Annotated in this window: 19 protein-coding genes and 1 pseudogene; 10 read left to right on the plus strand and 10 right to left on the minus strand. The window is 72.4% G+C overall.

The window, feature by feature from the left end; all coding sequences use genetic code 11:
• Nucleotides 1-136 precede the first annotated feature (136 nt).
• From IPQ09_08675 to hpt, 4 genes are read left to right on the plus strand one after another with little or no spacing between them, the layout of a single operon-like run.
• Nucleotides 137-688, plus strand: coding sequence for a tetratricopeptide repeat protein (locus tag IPQ09_08675; protein ID MBL0194277.1), 552 nt, complete (start codon nucleotides 137-139; stop codon nucleotides 686-688).
• 15 nt (nucleotides 689-703) lie between these two features.
• The gene (locus IPQ09_08680; protein ID MBL0194278.1) at nucleotides 704-1,705 is read left to right on the plus strand and encodes an aldo/keto reductase; all 1,002 of its coding nucleotides are present in this window, start codon (nucleotides 704-706) and stop codon (nucleotides 1,703-1,705) included.
• Complete coding sequence (locus IPQ09_08685) at nucleotides 1,686-2,495, plus strand: phytanoyl-CoA dioxygenase family protein (protein MBL0194279.1); 810 nt, start codon at nucleotides 1,686-1,688, stop codon at nucleotides 2,493-2,495. The genes IPQ09_08680 and IPQ09_08685 overlap by 20 nt, the downstream gene beginning before the upstream one ends.
• 59 nt (nucleotides 2,496-2,554) lie before the next feature.
• The gene (gene hpt, locus IPQ09_08690; GenBank protein MBL0194280.1) at nucleotides 2,555-3,079 is read left to right on the plus strand and encodes a hypoxanthine phosphoribosyltransferase; all 525 of its coding nucleotides are present in this window, start codon (nucleotides 2,555-2,557) and stop codon (nucleotides 3,077-3,079) included.
• 30 nt (nucleotides 3,080-3,109) lie between these two features.
• Here the strand turns inward: hpt and IPQ09_08695 are convergent, their stop codons facing one another.
• The 6 genes and pseudogenes from IPQ09_08695 to IPQ09_08720 form a co-directional block, all read right to left on the minus strand.
• The gene (locus IPQ09_08695; protein ID MBL0194281.1) at nucleotides 3,110-3,889 is read right to left on the minus strand and encodes a 3-hydroxybutyrate dehydrogenase; all 780 of its coding nucleotides are present in this window, start codon (nucleotides 3,887-3,889) and stop codon (nucleotides 3,110-3,112) included.
• A 5-nt stretch (nucleotides 3,890-3,894) separates the two neighbouring features.
• Entirely contained in the window at nucleotides 3,895-5,178 is a 1,284-nt protein-coding gene (locus IPQ09_08700) for a polyhydroxyalkanoate depolymerase (protein ID MBL0194282.1), read from the minus strand.
• A gap of 182 nt (nucleotides 5,179-5,360) precedes the next feature.
• Nucleotides 5,361-5,858 carry an SRPBCC domain-containing protein gene (locus IPQ09_08705; GenBank protein ID MBL0194283.1) on the minus strand — a complete coding sequence of 166 codons (498 nt, stop codon included), beginning with the start codon at nucleotides 5,856-5,858 and terminating at the stop codon, nucleotides 5,361-5,363.
• Nucleotides 5,832-6,320, minus strand: a pseudogene (locus IPQ09_08710) (SRPBCC domain-containing protein). The gene IPQ09_08705 and the pseudogene IPQ09_08710 overlap by 27 nt, the downstream one beginning before the upstream one ends.
• Nucleotides 6,317-6,706 (minus strand): winged helix-turn-helix transcriptional regulator, encoded by a 390-nt coding sequence (locus IPQ09_08715; GenBank protein ID MBL0194284.1) that lies wholly within the window; start codon nucleotides 6,704-6,706, stop codon nucleotides 6,317-6,319. Before IPQ09_08715 ends, IPQ09_08710 begins: the two are co-directional and overlap by 4 nt.
• 76 nt (nucleotides 6,707-6,782) lie before the next feature.
• Entirely contained in the window at nucleotides 6,783-7,997 is a 1,215-nt protein-coding gene (locus IPQ09_08720; GenBank protein ID MBL0194285.1) for an adenylate/guanylate cyclase domain-containing protein, read from the minus strand.
• 212 nt (nucleotides 7,998-8,209) lie between these two features.
• On the opposite strand from IPQ09_08720, the gene IPQ09_08725 reads away from it, so the two are divergent.
• A complete protein-coding gene (locus IPQ09_08725) occupies nucleotides 8,210-8,821 on the plus strand; it encodes a class I SAM-dependent methyltransferase (protein MBL0194286.1) in 612 nt (203 codons plus the stop codon).
• A gap of 74 nt (nucleotides 8,822-8,895) precedes the next feature.
• On the opposite strand, the gene IPQ09_08730 is transcribed toward IPQ09_08725, so the two are convergent.
• Together IPQ09_08730 and IPQ09_08735 are read right to left on the minus strand one after the other, a co-directional pair.
• A complete protein-coding gene (locus tag IPQ09_08730) occupies nucleotides 8,896-9,921 on the minus strand; it encodes a hypothetical protein (protein ID MBL0194287.1) in 1,026 nt (341 codons plus the stop codon).
• A gap of 5 nt (nucleotides 9,922-9,926) precedes the next feature.
• Nucleotides 9,927-10,820 carry an acyltransferase family protein gene (locus IPQ09_08735; GenBank protein ID MBL0194288.1) on the minus strand — a complete coding sequence of 298 codons (894 nt, stop codon included), beginning with the start codon at nucleotides 10,818-10,820 and terminating at the stop codon, nucleotides 9,927-9,929.
• 111 nt (nucleotides 10,821-10,931) lie between these two features.
• On the opposite strand from IPQ09_08735, the gene IPQ09_08740 reads away from it, so the two are divergent.
• The 4 genes from IPQ09_08740 (at nucleotide 10,932) to IPQ09_08755 (ending at nucleotide 15,040) form a co-directional block, all read left to right on the plus strand.
• Entirely contained in the window at nucleotides 10,932-11,801 is an 870-nt protein-coding gene (locus tag IPQ09_08740; GenBank protein MBL0194289.1) for a hypothetical protein, read from the plus strand.
• 70 nt (nucleotides 11,802-11,871) lie between these two features.
• On the plus strand, nucleotides 11,872-12,528 hold the full coding sequence (locus IPQ09_08745; protein ID MBL0194290.1) for a hypothetical protein: 657 nt from the start codon (nucleotides 11,872-11,874) through the stop codon (nucleotides 12,526-12,528).
• 130 nt (nucleotides 12,529-12,658) lie between these two features.
• Nucleotides 12,659-13,792, plus strand: a complete 1,134-nt coding sequence (gene proB / locus IPQ09_08750) for a glutamate 5-kinase (GenBank protein ID MBL0194291.1) — start codon at nucleotides 12,659-12,661, stop codon at nucleotides 13,790-13,792.
• A 375-nt stretch (nucleotides 13,793-14,167) separates the two neighbouring features.
• A complete protein-coding gene (locus IPQ09_08755; GenBank protein MBL0194292.1) occupies nucleotides 14,168-15,040 on the plus strand; it encodes a trypsin-like peptidase domain-containing protein in 873 nt (290 codons plus the stop codon).
• Nucleotides 15,041-15,061: 21 nt separating this feature from the next.
• Here the strand turns inward: IPQ09_08755 and IPQ09_08760 are convergent, their stop codons facing one another.
• Nucleotides 15,062-16,279 carry an ATP-grasp domain-containing protein gene (locus tag IPQ09_08760; protein MBL0194293.1) on the minus strand — a complete coding sequence of 406 codons (1,218 nt, stop codon included), beginning with the start codon at nucleotides 16,277-16,279 and terminating at the stop codon, nucleotides 15,062-15,064.
• Nucleotides 16,280-16,467: 188 nt separating this feature from the next.
• Here IPQ09_08760 and IPQ09_08765 point away from each other — a divergent pair, with 188 nt between their 5' ends.
• Nucleotides 16,468-17,685, plus strand: coding sequence for an ATP-grasp domain-containing protein (locus IPQ09_08765; protein MBL0194294.1), 1,218 nt, complete (start codon nucleotides 16,468-16,470; stop codon nucleotides 17,683-17,685).
• Nucleotides 17,686-17,744: 59 nt separating this feature from the next.
• On the opposite strand, the gene IPQ09_08770 is transcribed toward IPQ09_08765, so the two are convergent.
• Nucleotides 17,745-18,686, minus strand: coding sequence for a hypothetical protein (locus IPQ09_08770; GenBank protein ID MBL0194295.1), 942 nt, complete (start codon nucleotides 18,684-18,686; stop codon nucleotides 17,745-17,747).
• Between the last annotated feature and the right edge of the window lie 17 nt (nucleotides 18,687-18,703).

Here is an 18,703-nt window from a genome sequence, read left to right on the forward strand (position 1 = left end):
CCACTACCAGGCGCTCGGGATCGCGCCGGCGACCCCGAAGGAAGACATCCAGAAGGCCTTCTTCGCCCTCGCCAAGACGTGGCACCCGGACAAGCTGCCGTCGACGCTCGGCGAGCTCCGCGACGCGTGCAGCAAGGTGTTCGCGCGCATCACCGAGGCGCACGCGGTCCTGACCGACGTGGCCCGGCGCGAGGAGTACGACAAGAACCTGCGCGACGGCACGGGCGGCGCGGCCGAGCAGGCGGAGGTCCAGCGCGCCCTCGAGGCGGCCAACAATTTCCAGAAGGCCCTCGTCTACTTGAAGCGCAACGACACCGCGACGTGCGAAGAGCTCGCGCGGAAGGCGCTCGAGGCCGACTCGACGCAGGCCGACTACCTCGCGCTCGTCACCTGGCTCGACGCCCAGAAGCCCCACAACCTGAACTTCGATCGCACCCGCGAGCTCATTCTCAAGCTCGACAACGCGATCGCCATGAACGGCAGCTGCGAGCGCGCCCACTTCTATCGAGGCATGCTCCACAAGCGCACGGAGAACCCGAAGCAGGCCCTGAAGGACTTCAAGCGCGCGGTGGAGCTGAACCCCCACAACCTCGACGCCGCCCGCGAAATTCGCCTCCACGGCATGAGGCAGCCGTCCAAGGGAGAAGAGGGCGTCGGGGGGCTCCTGGGCCGCTTCTTCAAGAAGTAGCCCGCGCCCCGCCCCATGTCCTCCACCACTCCGACCCCGGCGCCCACGCACTCGTCCGCGAGCGCCGCGGGGCGCGCGGGCGTCGTCCTCGGCACCATGAATTTCGGGGCGCGGACGCCCGCCCGCGACGCTGAGCGCCTCGTCGCGCTCGCGCTCGAGCGGGGCGTCACGCGCGTCGACACCGCGAACCTGTACGCGGGCGGCGAGGCCGAGCGAATCCTAGGGCGCACGCTCGCGAGCGTCGCCGGGGCTCGCGACCGCGTGCACCTCGCGAGCAAGGTCGGCGCGCAGCCCACCGGCGGCGCGGGCCGCGGGGCCGAGGGCCTCTCCCACGCGCGGGTGCTCGCGGCGGTCGACGAGAGCCTCACGAGGCTCCGCACCGAACGAATAGACCTGCTCTATCTCCACGTACCCGACCCCGCGGTGCCCATCGCCGAGACGCTCTCGGCCATCGCGCACCTGCTCGAGCGCGGGAAGATCCTCGCGTGGGGCGCCTCGAACTACGCGGCGTGGCAGCTCGTGGAGCTCTTCGCAGCAGCGGAGGCCGCCGGGATCCCGCCGCCCGCGCGCGCGCAGCAGCTCTACAACGCGCTCGTGCGGCAGCTCGACGTCGAGTACCTCCCGTTCGCCGCCCGGTACGGGCTCGCCACCGAGGTCTACAACCCGCTGGCGGGCGGGCTCCTCACCGATCGGCACGCCGACGTCACCGCCGATCGGCGCGGATCGCGCTTCTGGAAGAACAGCCGCTACGAGCGCCGCTACTGGAGCGCGCCTCTGTTCGCGCGGCGCGCCGAGCTCGCCGCGCTGGCCGAGTCGCTCGGGGTCTCGCTGGTCACGCTCGCGTACCGCTTCCTGCTCGCGCGGGGCGTGGCCGGGGTCGTGGTGGGCCCGGCCACGGCCGCTCACCTCGACGCGGCGCTCGACGCGCTCACCGCGCCGCTCGACCCCCCGGCGATGGCGGCCATCGACAAGCTGCATACCGCATGGATCGGGACCGATGCCTGCTACGCCCGGTGATCCGTCGACCCTCCCGTACGACCTCGACGGCGCGCTCGCGCACTACCGGGCCCACGGCTACGCGCGGCTCGGGCGCCTGCTGGAGGAGCCCACGCTCGCGGCGCTCCGCGCGCGCATCGACGCGCTGATGCTCGGCGAGATCACCTACCCGGGCGTCTTCTTCCAGCGCGACACCGAGACCGGCGAGTACGACGACCTCGCCTACGGGCGCGGGTACGAGGGGCCGTCGCTCAACTACCGCAAGGTCGAGAAGCTCGAGAAAGATCCGCTCTTTCTTGCGTGGATCGCGCACCCGTGGCTCGAGCCGCTCGCGCGCGCGGTGTACGGCGGCGACGTCACGCTCTACCGCGCGCTCGTGTTCAACAAGGCGGCGGCGACCGGGGGCTCGCGCCTGCCTTGGCACCAAGACGGCGGCGCGTTCTGGGGCCTCGACCGCGAGCCGGGGCTCCAGGTGTGGACGGCCCTGGACGACGCGCCGGAAGACGGCGGCTGCCTCGAGGTCGTGCCGGGGAGCCACGCCGCGGGCCTCGTGACGCCTCTCGGAGGCGTGGTGCCGGCGGAGGCCATCGCACGCGAGCGCCCCGAGGCGCGTTCGCTCCTCTTGCCCGCGGCGGCGGGCGAGGTGCTGCTCGTGCACAACCACCTCTGGCACCGCTCGGCGCGGAGCACCACGGGCAAGCCGCGCCGCGCCCTCACGGTCTGCTACCTCGACGCCCGCACCACGTGCCGCCGCAAGAAGCGCGCGCCGCGCGAGTTCTTCAAGGTGTTCCCGCGCGACCCGCGCGAGTAGTTTCGCGTCCCGCACGATTCCCCCTTTACGTCCGGGCGGCGCGGCGCGATACCCGCGGCATGAGCGAGCGCCTCGTCCCGATGATCACCGCCGATGAAATCCGAGCCCGCACCGCGGAGCTCGGCAAGCAGCTCACCGAAGACTACAAGGACAAGGCTCTCGTGCTCGTGTCGGTGCTGAAGGGGAGCTTCATCTTCGCGGCCGACCTGATGCGCGCCATCGACCTGCCGTGCCGCATCGACTTCCTGGGCGTGCGCTCCTACGGCGCGGGCACCGAGACCAGCGGCGTCGTGCAGATCACGAGCGACCTCACGCGCCCCATCGACGGCCAGGACGTGCTCATCGTCGAGGACATCGTCGACACCGGGCTCACCATCGCGCACCTCATGGATCTCTTCCGAACGCGCAACCCGCGCAGCGTGAAGGTGTGCGCCCTCCTCCATAAGCCAGCGCGCGCGCGGGTCTCGGTGCCCGTCGACTACCTGGGCTTCACGATCGAAGACAAGTTCGTGGTCGGCTACGGCCTCGATTTCGACGAGAAATACCGCAACTTGCCCTACGTCGGCGTGATCGAGCGCGACTGAGACGGCGAGGGTCCACGCCCTCGCGCTCCGCTACTGCGCGGCCCAGCCGCCGTCCATGTTCCAGGCCACGCCGCGCACCTGGCTCGCGGCGTCGCTGCACAAAAACCCGACCAGCTGCGCCAGCTGCGACGTAGTCACGAAGTCGCCCGACGGCTGCTTCTCGCAGAGCAGGGCGCGCTTCGCGGTCTCCTTGTCGGTGTCGTCCTTCGCCGCGCGCGCGTCGACCTGCGCCTCGACGAGCGGCGTGAGCACCCAGCCGGGGCACACCGCGTTGCACGTCACGCCGGTGCGCGCGGTCTCGAGCGCCGTCACCTTCGTGAGCCCCACGAGGCCGTGCTTGGCGGCCACGTACGCGGCCTTCTGCGGCGAGGCCACGAGGCCGTGCACCGACGCGACGTTGACGATTCGCCCCCAGTCGTTCCGCTTCATGTGGGGCAGCGCGAGCCGCGTCGTGTGGAACGCGGAGGTGAGGTTCACCGCGAGGACCGAGTCCCAGCAGTCGACCGGGAAGTCCTCCACGCTCGCCACGTGCTGGATGCCGGCGTTGTTCACGAGCACGTCGATGCCGCCGAACTCGACCTCGGCGTACCGCGCGAGGTCCTCGATGTCGGACGCGCGGCTCATGTCGGCGCCGTGATACCCCACGCGCGCGCCGGGCCGCGCCGCGGCCTCCACCTCGCGCCGCGGCCGGCTCTCTTCGCCGAAGCCGTTCAGCACCACGTGCGCGCCGTGCGCCGCCAGCACCCTCGCGATGCCAAGGCCAATGCCGCTGGTCGAGCCCGTGACGACCGCTGTCTTCCCGGATAGCATGCAGCTTACACCCTTTCCTGAGCGTGGTCCCTACCGCTGCGCGCACCGACGAAATCGCGCACGATGGGGTAGATCGACTCGCGCCATCGCCGCCCGGAGAACACTCCGTAGTGGCCACACCCGGCCGCCACGTGGTGGCGCCGGTGCTCGTCGGGCACGCCCGCGCACAGCGCGTGGGCGGCCTGGGTCTGCCCGAGGCCGGCGATGTCGTCGTCGGCGCCTTCGATGGTGAGCAGCGCCGTATCGCGGATGGCGGCGGGCCTGACGCGCTCGCCGGCCACGTCCCACGTGCCCCGCGCGAGCGCGAACTCCTGGAACACGAGCCGCACGGTCTCCAGGTAATAGGGCGCGTCCATGTCGAGCACGGCGTTGTAGTCGTCGTAGAAGCGCTCGTGCGACGCGCGCTTCGCGTCGCCGTCGCTCCCCGTGAGGTGCCCGAGCCAGTACTCGACGTGGGCGTCGATGTGCCGCGACGGGTTCATCGCCACGAACGCGGAGAGCTGCAAAAACCCCGGGTAAACGCGGCGCCCGCGGCCCGGATAGCGCCCCGGGACGGTCTTGATGAGCGTGCGCTCGAACCACGCCAGCGATCGCTCGGTCGCGAGCCGGTTCACCTCGGTCGGGTTCCGGCGCGCGTCGACCGGGCCGCCCATGAGGGTGAGGGAGCGGGGCGTGGCCTCGCCGGCCTGCGCGAGCAGGGCGATCGCGGCGAGCACCGGCACGGTGGGCTGGCACACGGCGACGACGTGGAGTGTTGCCGCGCCGAGCAGACGCACGAGCCGCTGCACCGTGTGCACGTAGTCGTCGAGGCTGAACGACCCCTGCGCCACGGGCACCTCGCGGGCGCAGACCCAGTCGGTGACGTAGACGTCGTGGTCGGCGAGCAGCGAGCGCACCGTGTCGCGCAAGAGCGTCGCGTGGTGCCCCGAGAGCGGGGCGCAGAGCAGCACCTTCGGCTGGGCGCGGAGGCGCTGGGCCAGCGCGGGGTCGGCGGTCTCGCGGACGAACCGCACGAGCCGGCAGAACGGCTCGGCGTGCACGACCTCCTCGGTGACGCGCACCTCGCCGGCGGCGGCGCCGCCGACCGAGACGCGGTCGAGGCCGAACGCGGGCTTCTCGTAGCGCCTCGTCAGCCGGTGGAGCAGCGCGTGCCCGGCCCCGACCACGCGCGCGCCGGGCACATGAGAGAGCGGGCTCTTCTCGTGGGTGAGGAGGCGGGCGGTAGCGAAAGAGACGCGCGCCACCGGGTCGAGGCACGTGCGCTGGAGCTCATGAAGGCGGTAGAGCATGGTCTGGGTGGCGCGGGGTCTCGCGCAGAACCCAGTATGTGCACCTGCAACAATTTGTGCAACGCAATATTTTTGCGCGCCTTCACAGACAGGGTCCGTTCATCACGTGCGCACACACGTGTGCTGCGGCGCACAAGCACAGCGGCGGCCGCGCGTCGGCGCGGCCGACTCCGCGACCGGCCTCAGCTCGCTTGCAGCGCCCCCAGGTAGTCGCTGAGGTTCCCCAGGTGCTGACGCCCGCCCTCGATCGCGAAGCCCGAGACCTTCTCGTCGCGCAGCTCGCGCGAGGTGCACACGAGCCGCATCGAGACGCGCGTCTTGGCGTCACGCCCGTCACGCCCGTCACCTTCCGCGGTGAGCGTGATCTCGGCGCGGAACATCACGGTCTCCCAGTCGCCGTGGTCGTACACGATGCGCTCGGGCTCGGTGAGCTCGACGTACGTCGCCTTGTTCGGCCAGCGCTTGCCGTCGGGACCTACCATCTCGAACTTCCACACGCCGCCCACGCGCACGTCTTGCTCGACGCCCACGTTGGTGAACCCGTTGGGCCCCCACCACTTGTTCACGTGCTCCGGATCGGTGAACACCTTCCACACGAGGGCGCGCGGCGCGGCGACCACCCGCTCGAGGCGGATCTCGCGCTCGGTCTCGTCGAGGTAGCGATCGAGGCTCGCGAACATGCCGCCGAACCCCTGCGTCATGCCGCCTCGCGCGCCGTCGAACATGGCCAAGGCCTCGGCCTCGGCCTCGTAGGGCTGCCAGGTGACCGTGACCTTGGTCTCGCCGGGCCCCGCGTCTTCGAAGGTGGTGGTGGCCATCATTTGCAGTGGCCACGTCGCAGCCATCGGGTGACGGCAGAGGGCGCCGTGCTCGTCGGAGAAGCTCTGGAGGAAGACGAGCTTCTGGTCGGGGACGACCTCGCGGTAGAGCTGCTTGCCCCAGGTCTTCTCGCCCTTCTCGTCCGTGTACCCGTAGTGGCACTCGCCGCCCGGCCGGATGTCGAGGTCGAGCTTGATGACCTTCGCGCCCGCGGGCCCCATCCAGCGCGCGAGGTGCAGGGCGTCGGTGTGCATTTGGTAGACGAGCGGGCGGGGCGCGCGGAAGACGCGGGAGATGCTGAAGGGATTGGTCGGATCGCTCATGGGCTCTCTTTCGGATCGGGCGTGTCGAGTGGCGTGGGGGGCGTGGCCGCGGGGGCCGGTGATGTGCGCTGGAGCTCGTGCAGGTAGGCGTCGAGCCGATCGAAGCGAGCCTCGAGCTCGCGGCGGGTGTGCTCGATCCAGTCGACCGCCTCGTCGAGCGGGCGCGCGTCGAGCCGGCACGGGCGCCACTGGGCGTTTCGGCCGCGAGTGATGAGCCCGCTCTCCTCGAGCACCTTGAGGTGCCGCGAGATGGCGGGCGCGCTCAGGTCGAAGGGCCGCGCCAGCTCCTGCACCGACGCCTCGCCCTGGCCGAGGCGCGCCAGAATGGCCCGCCGCGTGGGGTGCGCGAGGGCGGCGAACGTGCGGCTGAGGGGGTCGGAGGACATAGTTAACCCATTTGTTAATTAACAAATAGGTTAAATACAGCACCGGGTCAAGCCCGCGCGGCCGGACCGCTCGCGTTCACGTGGTGGGCAGGGGCCCCGGGCTCCAAATGTGCACGTCCTGGGCGACGCCCTTCAGGCGCTGCGCGCCGAGGTCCTCGCACGCGACGCCGGTCGCGTCGACGAACGCCTGGCTCACCAGGAGCGGCCGGTCGAGCGCACGACACAACCCCTGGATACGGCTGGCCAGGTTCACCGCCGGCCCGATCACAGTGAAGTCGAGGCGGTCGGGGCCGCCGATGTTCCCGTACATCACCTCGCCGAGGTGGATCGACGTGCCGAACTCGAGGAGCGCGCTCCCGGCGCGCGCGGCGTTCTTCGCCTGCGCGCGCTCGAAGGCCTCTCGCGCCGCGGCGAGGGCGGCGAGGCACGCGCGGCGCTCGTCGCCCACCGAAGAGCGGAACACCGCGAGCACCGCGTCGCCGACGAACTTCAGCACCTCGCCACCGTGCGCCTGCACCGCGCCCACGACGCAGTCGAAGTAGTCGTTCAGCAGCGCCAGGAGCTCGGCGCTCGCGAGGCGGTCGGAGAGGACCGTGAAGTCGCGCAAATCGGTGAACGAGACCGCCGCGTGGATGGGCTCGCCGTCGCCGCGCTTCACCGCGCCTCGCAGCACCCGCGCGCCCGCGTCGGCGCCGAGGTAGGTCGTGAGGAGGGTGCGCGCGATGCGGGCCATCACGTGGGCGTCGAGGATGGGCTCGAGCCACCCGACGGTCGACAGCACGAGCGCGAGCGCCTCGTCGGTGAAGCCGCCCGGCGCGCGCGTGGCCACGCTCACCGCGCCGAACCCCGCGCTCACCGTGTGGCGCGTGCCCGCGATCAGGTAGTCGGTGAAGCCGTCCGCCCGGAGATCACCGACGATCGCGAAGTCGGCGGGGCACGCGGGGTCGGCGAGCGGCCGGCGGATCACGGCGTGGGTGCCGAGCTGGATGCTGCGGAGCGGGCTCGCGGCGAACTCGGCGCCAAGGACCGCAGCCCACGCGCGGGCGATCTCGCGGACGGGCCGGCCCTCGCCCTCCCACACGAAGTTCCACGCGGCGACCTGCGGGTGCAGCGTGGGGATGACATAGAACGCCCGGTCGACGGGGACACCGTCGGCGCGAAGCGCGCGCACGTACCCCTCGATCAGCGCCGCGGTCGCGGGGGTCGCGCGAGCCTCGCCGTGCAAGTAGTGGAGGGTCGCCCCAGGCTCGACGCTGCCGAGCGGCGGCAACGGGACGTCGTAGATGGCCATCGGGCCGATGCTACCTCACCGCCCCCGCGCCGTGCCGCCGCGCGGTCGCGTGAAGCCGCGAGGAGGGCCGGCGAGGCCTCGTGCAAGCCCCGACACAGCGTCCGCCGAGGCCGCCGGGCGAGTGTGGGCTTGCGCTCGCGGCGGGGAGTGACCATTCATCGCGAAGACCTGCCGCGTCCTCGAGGCGCGACGTACCCCAAGAGACGAAGGCGATGACCACCCGCGAAGACCACTGGAACACGATTTACCGCACCAAGCCGGCCGACAGGGTGTCGTGGTACCAGGCCGACGTCTCCACCTCGCTCGACCTCGTGCGCGCGTGCGGTCTCCCTCCCGGCGCGCCGCTCCTCGACGTGGGGGCCGGGGCCTCGCTGCTGGTCGATGGCCTCCTCGGCGCGGGCTTCACCGACGTCACCCTGCTCGACCTCGCGAGCGAGGCGCTGGCCGTCACCCGGGCCCGCCTCGGCGACGAGCCGCGCGTGCGGGAGGTCGTGGCCGACGTGGCGGCGTGGTCACCGACCCGCACCTACGCGCTCTGGCATGATCGCGCCGTGTTCCACTTCCTCGTCGAGCCCGAGGCGCGCGCGGGGTACTTGCGGGCGCTCGGCGCGGCCCTCGCGCCCGGTGCGCACGCCATCGTGGGCACCTTCGCCCTCGACGGCCCCGAGCGCTGCAGCGACCTGCCCGTGCGGCGGTACTCGGCCGAGGGGCTGGCGGAGGAGCTCGCCCCCGTGCTCGAGCACGTGGAGTCGCGCCACCTCCTGCACACGACCCCGTGGGGCTCGTCGCAGTCGTTCGTGTTCGGCCGCTTTCGCGCGCGTTGAAGGCGACCGATCACGCAGCGCGTGCGTGCCTCGCGCAGAGTCTGCGCCACACACACCGCCCGCGCGATGTCGCCTCACGGCCGGCGCGAGGCGCCCGCGGTCTGCGCGATGGCCTCCCAGTCGATCGGGACGCGGGGCACGTAGCCGAGCACGTCACGCGCCCGCCGCCCGTCCAGGACGCCGCTCAGGTGGAAGCGCAGCGCGTTCGAATCGTACCGAAACTCCGCGTGGATCGCCCGCTGGCGCAGGCCGTAGAGCGGCCGCAGGAGCGGCCCCGGGACCGGGATCGACACGCGGCGCGCGAGCTCCACGGCGCGGGAGAGCGGCAACACGTCCCGACCGACGATGTTGAAGATGCCGGTCGGGCGCGGCCCCTCGCCAAGCCCCCCGCGCGGCGCCGCGCCGTCGACCGCGCGAGGCGACCGCAACGCCGCGAGCGTCGCCGACACAGCGTCGTCGATCGAGAGCAGCGAGAGCATCGGGTCGAAGCCGATGGGACGAAAGCACACCTTGGACGACAGGTAGTCGAAGAGCTGGCTGCCCGAGGCGGGCGCGAGCAACTCGGCGAAGCGGAGCACCGCGATCGACAGCCGTGACATGCCCATGCGCATGCACACCGTCACGTCGGCCTCGAGGCGATCGCGCTCGATCTGCGGCATCCCGCCGACGAGGCGCAGCGGGTGCTCTTCGGCGATCAGCACCGGTTCGTCGGGGTCGATGCGGTAGACGTCGGCGTAGCTGCGAAAGACGAAGTGGTCGATCGTGGGGTGCTCTTCGGAGAGCCGCAGCAGCTCCCGCGTCGAGTCCACGTTGAGCTGCCTGATCTTCCGGCCCGCGTCGGCCGCGCGCCGGTGCCATGCGCCATGCACGACGGCGCGTAGCCCGAGCTCGCGGGCCGGTCCGCCGAGCAAGGTCTGGAGGTCCCGCGGCCGGGTGAGATCCGCACGCACGTAGGTGAGCCGCGGATCGGCCGGCAAGAGCCGCGCGGCCTCCTCATTCGACTCGGCCCCCACCGCGAGCACGGGGCAGAGCCCTGGCTCCGCCAGCAGTCCCCGCGCGAGGGCGCGCCCGTAGGGCGTGGTCGCCCCTGTCAGCAACACCCCGCTCACTGGAACACGCCCTTCCGTTCCCGCAGGCCCCGCGCGATGAGGGCCTCGACGGCCGCGCGCGTCCGGTCGGCGGCGCGCTGCACGATCTCGGGCCGGCGCGCGTCCTCCGGGGCGTAGCCGAAGTGGATCGGGGCTCCGTAGTGGATGTGGTAGCGGACCGGCAGCGGGAGCGGCGTCGCGGGCACGGGCAGGTAGGGCGCGCCGAGCACGCGTATCGGGAGGCGGGCGAGCTGCGGCCACTGCTCCTCCGCGCCGATCACCGCGACCGGGACGATGGGCACCCCGTGGGCGATCGCCGTCTCGGCGTGGCCCACCCGCCAGCCCTGCAAGCGGTAGCGCTCACGGAAGCGCTTGCCCACGCCCGGCGTGCCCTCGGGGAAGATGAGCACGAGCTCGCCCGCCTCGAGCAGGAAGCGCAGGTTTTCGCGGGTGCCAGGCGCCGCGCCCGCGCGCGCAAAGAAGAGGCCCGCGAAGGGCAGCAGCGGCACGAAGCGATCGACGATGGTCCGCGGCACGCGCGGCGGCTCGGTGTGGCGCTGCACGTCGAGGTAGATCATCGCGCCGTCGAGCGGGAGGGTGCCGCTGTGGTTGGAGACCAGGATCGCCGGGCCACGCGCCGGCAGGTGCTCGGTGCCGTGGGACTCGACTCGAAAATACGACTCGTAGAGGAACCGGAAGGCGCCGAGGCCCGCGGCGACCCAGTCGGGGTGGAGCCCGAGGGCGTCGTAGCCGTGACCCGCGTCGTCGTACTGAAGCCTCGCGACGCGCTCGCGCTGGGCCTCGGGCAGCAGCACGCGCGCGAGGGCGCGCGCGAACGGGCGCGGCGCGGGGCGCGGCGCACCCGACGCGGGGCGCGACGCAGGGCACGAAGATGGGGGCTTGGGGGTCATCGGGTGCGCTGTCAGGGAGCAAGAACCGAGCCCACTCGTTCGCGTGGGCTGGGGCGACGCGGAGACCGGCGCCCGCGCCTCGTCGCCGCGCTCCGTGGTACCGTGGACGCCGTGAGCGCTCCGCTTCTCGCCGCGACCGATCTGCGCCTCGACGAGGGCGCGAGCGTCGTCGTCGAGGGGCTCACGTTCGAGACCCAGGGCGACAAGGTGCTCGTCTTCGGTGGGTCCTGGCCGGTGCTGCGCGCGGCCCTCCGCGAGCTCGCGCCGCGCCGCGGGGCCCTTCTGCTGGGCGGCCACACGCCCGAGCACGCGGCCCGCGCGTCGACCGTCGCGATCGCGCCGCTCGATCCGCCGCTGCCCCCAGAGCTCACGCCCCGAGCCTACATCGCGTGGAGCGCGCGGCTCGCCACGACCAACGCCGGCCTCGCGCGGAAGCGGGCCGCGGAGGCGCTGGGCGCGCTCGGGCTCGAGCCCGTCGCCGGCTCGCCGCTCGGCCGGTGCGCCCTCACGGGCAGGCGCGCGACGGTCGTGGCAGCGGCCCTCGCGACCGGCGCCCCCGCGCTGCTCGTGGCCGATCCCACCGCGGGGCTCGCCGACGACGAGGCGCGGGGGTTCGCGCGCATACTGGTCAAGTCACTTGACAATATACGCTGGGCGCTGTTCGCCCCTCGCCTCGCCCTCGAGAGCCCGCTCGCCCTCGCCGCCGACGAGGCGCTCGTCCTCGGCGCGAGCGAGGTCCTCGCGCAGGGCGCGCCCGGCGATGTGGCCGCGCGCGAGCGGCGCTTCGCGATGCGTGTCCATGGCGAGGCCGAGGCGTTCGCGGCCGCGCTCGCAGCGCGCGGCTTCACGACGTCGGGCTCCCCGCCCCGCCTCTTCGTGGAGCTCACGGGCTCGCAGGGCACGCGCGACCTCTTTGCGCTCGCCCTCGAGCACCGCGCGATCATCGTGGAGCTCTCCCCGGTCGCGGGTGCGCTCGCGTAGACTCGCGCGACGGACCCACCCGACTGCTCCGACAGACCGACGAGACGACGAGACGAGGAGACGCGAAGGAATGGCGAACGACGACGAAGCGCTCGAGCCCCGTGAGGGCGCAGGCACGCTGGCCGCGCGGAGCCTCGGGCCGAGCCGTATGGGGGTATACACCGCGCTCGGCACGCTGAGCGGCGTCGTGCCCCTGCCCTGGGTGCCCGACGCTGTGGCCCGTCGCATTCGAGGGGCGCTCGCCCACGAGATCGTGAGCCGCCACGGGCTGTCGCTCACGCCCGAGGCGAGGCGCATCCTCGCGAGCACGGGCGGCGTCGAGGGCCCGCGCGGCGTCGTCGCCGAGGCCGTGGTGTTCGCCACGACCAAGGTGCTCGGGCGCTTCGGGCCGCTCGCGTTCCTCGCGCCGGTGCGCCTCGGCGTGACCACGTTCCTCCTCGGGCACCTGCTGCAGCGCTACCTCGAGACCGCCCGCAAGGGGCGCGCCGTGAGGGTCGACGCCGAGGAGGCGCGCCGCGTGCGCCGGGCCATCGACCAGGCCGTGCTCTACGTGTTCACGACCGAGGGCGAGGGCGAGAAGTTTCAGATCCCACGCGCGCCGGAAGACCTCCGCGACGGCACGACCCAGCTCATCGACAGCGTGCTCATCTCCGCCGCCAACGTGCCGGCGTGGCTCGTGCGCAGGGTCGAGACCGCCTTCGACGAGCTGCTCACGACGCTCGCCTGACCGGCGCCGCCGAGGCGACAAAAGAGGAATCGTGTCAGGCGCTTGCGCGTGGCCTGTCTCGCCCACGCGCGTGGCCGCGCGGCGCGACGCGTGGGCCGCCTTCGTCCGTCGCCGTGCTAACAAGCGGCCCATGAGGCAGCTCGTCCAGAAGGCCCGGCGCGTCGTGGTGAAGGTGGGCTCGCGCACGCTCGCGAGCGACCGCGAGGTGTTCGGGCGGCTCGCCGACGCCGTCGCCCGCGCCCAGGCCGGCGGGCGCTCGGTCGTGCTGGTGTCGAGCGGGGCCATCGCTCTCGGCGCGAAGAAGCTCGGCTACCCTACCCGCCCCAAGGAGATGGCCAAGCTGCAGGCGGCCGCCGCGGCGGGGCAGAGCCTGCTCATGCGCGCCTACGAGGAGGCCTTCGGCGCGCGCGGACTCGCGGTCGCCCAGGTGCTGCTCACCCACGCCGATCTCGCCGATCGCGCGCGGGTCAACAACGCACGCGCGGCGCTGTCCGCGCTGCTCGACGCGCGCGCGGTGCCCGTCCTGAACGAGAACGACTCGGTCTCGGTGGAGGAGATCAAGTTCGGCGACAACGACCAGCTCTCGGCGCTGGTCGCGCCCCTCGTCGACGCGGAGCTCCTCGTGCTCTTGTCCGACATCCCGGGGCTGCTCGACGCGGAGGGCGAGCGCGTGCCCGAGGTGCGCGACATCACGAACGAGGCGATGCGCCTCGTGCGGAGCGGGAAGAGCGCCGAGGGCACGGGCGGCATGGCGAGCAAGCTCGAGGCCGCGCGCCTCGCGACGCTCACGGGCGCGCAGGTGGTCATCGCCGACGCGCGCGCGCGCGACGTGCTCGATCGCGTGCTCGCGGGCGACGACGTGGGCACGTGGTTCGTGGCGCCCGAGAAGCGCATCTCCGCGAAGCGCGCGTGGATCGCGTTCACTCTTCGGCCGCGCGGCGCGCTCGTGCTCGACCCTGGCGCCGCCCGGGCTGTCACCGAGAAAGGCAAGAGCGTGCTCAGCGTGGGTGTGCTGGGCGTGCGCGGCGACTTCCGCGCGGGCGACGCCGTGCGCCTCTTGTCGCACGAGGGGGTGGAGCTCGGCCGCGGCCTGTCTCGGCTCGCGGTGGAGGCGGCCACCCGCGTCGCGGGCACCAAGGCGAGCGCGCCCGTCACGCCGAAGGCGGGCGGGGGCAAGGTCGCGTCGAAGCCCGACGATGACCGCGACGTGCTCGTGCACCGCGACGAGCTCGTGGTGTTCGCGAAGGCGAGCGCCGTCGGCTAGCTAGTCCCCTGGAGTCGTGGTTCGTATCAGAAGTCCGGTCTTCGGTGTCATGCCGAGGAGCGAGGGGGTGCCCCGTTTTCGGCGGCGGCGGGCCCGTCCTCAACTCGGACGTCGTTCCGCGCGGTGGAGGCGGCGCTTTGCGCTCAGGGGACAGTGGTTTCGGGTGTGACCGCGCGAGAACGCCGACCCTCGAACATGAGTATCCTCCCACCGCCGCCGAAAACGGGACACCCCCTCGCGCCCTTGTGGCGAAAGGCCGAGCCGCGCGACTTCTGGAAGGGATCACGCTTCCAGGGGACTAGGTCTGACCTCATTTTGGCGTCCTCTCGCCCCGCCGCGACTCGCGCGCGGCGCGCGAGCTGCTACATCCCTGAAGTGAGCCCGCTTCGCTCGCTTGGGCCTTCGACGGTCGCGAAGATCCTGACCGCGGGGAGCCTGCTCGCGCTCACCGGGTGCGCGTACCCATTCTCGGCGCTCTCGCCATTCTCGCGCACGAACGCGCGCGTCCTCGAGGAGACCTCGCTCGGCGGCGTGAGCGCGGGCAACGCGCGACCCGGCGACGCCGTGGTGCGCGTGTGGATAGGACGCGGCACCTGCTCTGGCGTGCTCGTCGCGCCGCGCGTCGTGCTGACGGCGCGGCACTGCATCACCGAGACCACCGCGAGCCGCGAGGCGACCTCGCGGCCGAAGGTGCCCGGCGCGCTCCACGTCGAGCTCGGCGGCGACTACCTCCCGTGGGGGCGCGTCGCGGTCACCGGCGTCCACGTGTGCGAAGCTTCACCGAACGAAGAGCGCGATCTCGCCGCGCTGCTCCTCGACCGGCCCGTGCCCCCCGACGTGCCGCTCTTGGCCCTCGGGAGCCCCCGCGACGACGGGCGCTACGCGGTGCTCGGGTTCGGGTCCGACGTGTGGCCCAAGACCGTGGGCGGGATCACGGCGGAGGCCAAGCGGCGGCACGTCACGCGCGGGTCCGTAAAATCCACCAGCCCCGACACGGTTACGGTGCACGCCGCGACGCTGCACGGCGACTCGGGCGGCGCGGTGGTCGACCTCGAGACGCGCGCGCTCGTCGCCGTGGTCTCGCGCGGCGACTACGCCGAGCGGGCGATGGACAACGTGCGCTACGGCGACATCACCGTGGGCGCGCGGGTCGACCGCTGCGAGCACGCGGTGCGCGCGGCGCTGGTCGCCGCGGAGCCCGCTGGGGCCGCCAGCCGCGCGCGGCGGGTGGCGACGGTCCGCGACTGAGCGCGGTCAGGCGCGGGCGAATTAGATGTAGTGCACCTTGATCGTCTCGACGATGGTCTTCAGGGCGCGCTTGACCACGTCGGTGCTCGGATCGCGGACGATGACGTACCCGTCGCCCTCGTAGCCGTCGCTCTTCGGGGCCCCCTCCTTCGGGAGGTCGGCCTCGACGACGAGGCGCCCCACGGCGGCGTGTGTCTCCCGCACGCCCGAGACCCCCACCACGCGCCCGCGGCCCATGCCCCGGAGGAAGGCGCAGCCGACCGCGTACTTGCGGTGCCACGGGGCGTCGAGCTCGCCGTCCACCACGGCGCGCGCCCAGCCGCGGTACGGGTCGATGTCGTGCGCGAGGCCGGTCATGCGCGAGATGTTCGCGCCCGGCGGACGCTGCGCGATCTCGCCGATCGCGAGGGTGCCGTCGCCGCGCTGGAACCACTCCATGTGCGTGAACCCGTCGTCGAGGCCGAGCGCCTCGACCGCGGCGAAACCGAGCGTGCGCGCGCCGTCGTACTCGGGCCCCTCGATGTCGCGCGGCAAGAGACACGACCACTGGATCCACGGATTCTCCAGGACCTCGAGGCAGCTCGGCAGGTAGTGCGAGAGCGAGTACACGCGTGGCTTGCCCCCGAGCGTGATGGTCTCGAAGCTGAACTCGCGGCCGCGCAGGAACTCCTCGGCGAGCACGGGCTGCTCGGCGGACACGCGCAGCCCCGCGAGCGCGGCGGACAGCTCCTCGTTCGAGCCCACGCGGAACGTGGCCTTGGCGCCCATACCCGCCGGCGGCTTCAGCACGATGGGGAAGCCCACGTCGGCCGCGAACGCGCGGGCGTCTGCCTCGTTCGTGGCGAGCTTGTGCCGCGCGACGGGCAGGCCGGCGGCGCGGAGCGCGTCCTTCATGCGCGCCTTGTCGCGGAAGAGGTCGGCCGTGCGAGGCGAGGTGCCGGGCACGTTGAACGCCGCGCGCGCCTCGGCGAGCTGCACCATCAGCGCCTCCAGAATGCCCACGATGCGCGCCGGCTGACCGTGGCGACGCCGCAGCACCTCGACGGCCTCGAGCAGCTCGCGGCCCGAGAGCGGATCGGAGACCCGCACGAGGTCGTGGTAGAGGCGCGCGTCCGCGCCCTGCGGCGGCGTGTGCACGACGCCGAGCACCCGCACGTCGTGCAGGCCGGCGACGGCGCGGAGGAAGCGCATGGTGGTCTCGGCCGGGAAGGGCGCGACGAAGACGATGTTGCGAGGCATGGCGCGCAGGGTGGTCCGCCGAGGGCCGCGGCGTCAACCGCCTCCGTGCGAGGCGGCCCCGCCGTCCGCCGCGCCGGCGCTCCGGGCGCAGAGCTCGCGCGAGTCGCGGTCTCGGACACGCAGAGGTTGCGTGGCGGTCTGCCTCATCGGCCGGCCCCGCGCGACCGCGGCCGTGGTACATCCTCCGGATGCGCGTCGTCTTCCTTGCGCCCCTCTATCCGCCGGAGATGCAGCAGTACACGCGCGGGCTCGCCGAGGTGGGCGCCGAGGTGTACGGCGTCGCCGACACCCCGCGCGAGGCCGTGCCGCCTTCGCTGCGTCCCTACCTGCGCGACTACCTCCAGGTGCCTCGCATCATGGACGAGGACGACGTCATCGCGCGCGTGTCGCGGTGGCTCCGCGGGAAATCGATCGATCGCGTCGTGACCAACTGGGAGCCCCTCGTCGTCACCGCGGCGCGGCTCCGCGAACGCTGGGGAATGCCCGGCATGAGCGTCGACACCGCGCGCGGGTTCCGCGACAAGCAGCTCATGAAGGACCGTGTCCGCGCGGCGGGCCTCCGCGTGCCGCGGTCGCGGCGCGTGCGTGGGGAGCGCGAGATCCGCGCCGCCGCGGAGGAGATAGGCTATCCGCTCATCGTCAAGCCGATCGACGGCGCCGGCAGCGCCAACACCTACAAAGCGACGACCGACAAGGAGCTAGACGACCTCATCCCGCGCATGCGCGGCGTGCCCGAGTGCATCTGCGAGGAGTTCATCGAAGGCGAGGAGTTCACCTTCGACACCGTCTGCATCGAGGGGCGCCCCGCGTTCGAGAACATCGCGGCCTATCTCCCCAAGCCGCTCGAGATGCGCACGGTCGAGTGGATAAGCCCGGTCATCATCACCGTGAAAGACATGTACCAGCCGCGCCTCCGCGGGGGCGTCACGCTCGGCCGCAAGGTGCTCGGCGCGCTCGGCATGGACGACGGCTTCACGCACATGGAGTGGTACCTCACCTCGAAGGGCGAGGCGGTGTTCGGCGAAATCGGGTGTCGCCCAGGCGGCGCGTGCCTCGTCGACCAGATGAACTACACGTGCGACATCGACCTGTTTCGCGAGTGGGCGCGCGTGGTCTGCTACGGGCGCTTCGAGGCGAGCACCAAGCGCAAGTACAACGCGGGCATCGTGTTCAAGCGCGCGCTCGGCGAGGGGCGTATCACGCGCATCGAGGGGCTCGACGCGTGGCTTCGCGCGTGCGGCGACTGGGTGACCGACGAGCAGCTGCTCCGGCCCGGCACCCCCCGTCGAAACTGGAAGAACACCTTGCTGTCGGACGGGTGGGTGCATGTGCGCCATCCCGACTGGGCCGAGGCGCACCGCATGGCCTTCGCGGCGGCCTCCGGCATTAAAATGTTCGCGGAGTAGCCGCGCTGCGCTCGGGGGGGAACGCGGGGCGGCCGGTACCGCGCTCCCCGCCGGGTCGCTCAGAAGTGCTCCATCCACTTCCACATGGGCACTCGGTACACGTCGCGCAGATCGTGCTTGTAGGGGCTCGTCGCCGTGTCTTCGCACCAGAGCACGGGCGCGGCGCCGGGGCAGCCGTCGTAGGCGACACAGCCCTTCGCGTCGAGCCCCCACTGCGTGACGGGCTTCGAGGCCTTGGAGCACCCGTTGATGGCGATCCATTTGTCGCGCGCCGCGACGCCGTTCGCCACCGGCTCGTCGTCGTCCTCGCGGCGGTGATAGACGAGGGCGGACGTCTTGCCGCACCCGCTCTCCTTGTCCGCGAAGCCGCCGTCGGCGGCGACGATCGCGCGCACCGCCGACGAACGCCTGCAGCCCAGGTGGTTCGTCATGTACGCGCCGTAGCTGAAGCCGAGCGCGAACACCCGCTGCGGGTTCACGCACAGCGTGGCGCCCAGGCTCTTCTGCATAGCGTCGAAGAAGAGCAGGTCTTGCTCGCCCTCGATGTCCCAACGCCCGCCCGCGCCGTCGGGGAACACGACGATGGCGTTGCCCGCGGAGTAGTCTTGCATCTTTACGAACTGGGACATCTGCGTGCCGTTGGCGCCGATCCCGTGGAACACGAAGACCACGGGGTAGGCGCGCGATGGGTCGTACCCGGCGGGCACGTAGAGCACGTACGAGCGCTTCGCCGCGCCCACGTCGACGGTCTTCTTGTCGCCGGCGGCTGGGCTCGGCTTCGCCGCCACACCACACCCGGGCGTCGTGGTGGGTAAGCCGCTCCCGCCGTCGTCGCCGGGCGCGGTGCCCGTGCCGGTCGCGGTGGCCGTGGCGGTGGCCGTGGCGGTGGGCGCGTCGGCCCCCTGCGCGCCGCCGTCGCCGGACGCGCCAGGGTCGTCACCGCCGCAGCGTATCAGGAAGGGTGCGAGCGCCCCCAAGAGCGCGAGCCGTGCGAACCTCATCCCTCGACTCTCCCAGG

Source organism: Myxococcales bacterium (assembly GCA_016720545.1).
In the GTDB taxonomy this organism is placed as follows: Bacteria; Myxococcota_A; Polyangia; order Polyangiales; family Polyangiaceae; genus JAAFHV01.

Excerpts from the sequence above, each read along its gene's own strand:
- IPQ09_08680 (MBL0194278.1), top strand. The coding sequence starts at position 704 with ATGTCCTCCACCACTCCGACCCCGGCGCCCACGCACTCGTCCGCGAGC.
- IPQ09_08685 (MBL0194279.1), top strand. The coding sequence starts at position 1,686 with ATGCCTGCTACGCCCGGTGATCCGTCGACCCTCCCGTACGACCTCGAC.
- hpt (MBL0194280.1), top strand. The coding sequence starts at position 2,555 with ATGAGCGAGCGCCTCGTCCCGATGATCACCGCCGATGAAATCCGAGCC.
- IPQ09_08695 (MBL0194281.1), bottom strand. The coding sequence starts at position 3,889 with ATGCTATCCGGGAAGACAGCGGTCGTCACGGGCTCGACCAGCGGCATT.
- IPQ09_08700 (MBL0194282.1), bottom strand. The coding sequence starts at position 5,178 with ATGCTCTACCGCCTTCATGAGCTCCAGCGCACGTGCCTCGACCCGGTG.
- IPQ09_08705 (MBL0194283.1), bottom strand. The coding sequence starts at position 5,858 with ATGTTCGCGAGCCTCGATCGCTACCTCGACGAGACCGAGCGCGAGATC.
- IPQ09_08715 (MBL0194284.1), bottom strand. The coding sequence starts at position 6,706 with ATGTCCTCCGACCCCCTCAGCCGCACGTTCGCCGCCCTCGCGCACCCC.
- IPQ09_08720 (MBL0194285.1), bottom strand. The coding sequence starts at position 7,997 with ATGGCCATCTACGACGTCCCGTTGCCGCCGCTCGGCAGCGTCGAGCCT.
- IPQ09_08725 (MBL0194286.1), top strand. The coding sequence starts at position 8,210 with ATGACCACCCGCGAAGACCACTGGAACACGATTTACCGCACCAAGCCG.
- IPQ09_08735 (MBL0194288.1), bottom strand. The coding sequence starts at position 10,820 with ATGACCCCCAAGCCCCCATCTTCGTGCCCTGCGTCGCGCCCCGCGTCG.
- IPQ09_08745 (MBL0194290.1), top strand. The coding sequence starts at position 11,872 with ATGGCGAACGACGACGAAGCGCTCGAGCCCCGTGAGGGCGCAGGCACG.
- proB (MBL0194291.1), top strand. The coding sequence starts at position 12,659 with ATGAGGCAGCTCGTCCAGAAGGCCCGGCGCGTCGTGGTGAAGGTGGGC.
- IPQ09_08760 (MBL0194293.1), bottom strand. The coding sequence starts at position 16,279 with ATGCCTCGCAACATCGTCTTCGTCGCGCCCTTCCCGGCCGAGACCACC.
- IPQ09_08765 (MBL0194294.1), top strand. The coding sequence starts at position 16,468 with ATGCGCGTCGTCTTCCTTGCGCCCCTCTATCCGCCGGAGATGCAGCAG.
- IPQ09_08770 (MBL0194295.1), bottom strand. The coding sequence starts at position 18,686 with ATGAGGTTCGCACGGCTCGCGCTCTTGGGGGCGCTCGCACCCTTCCTG.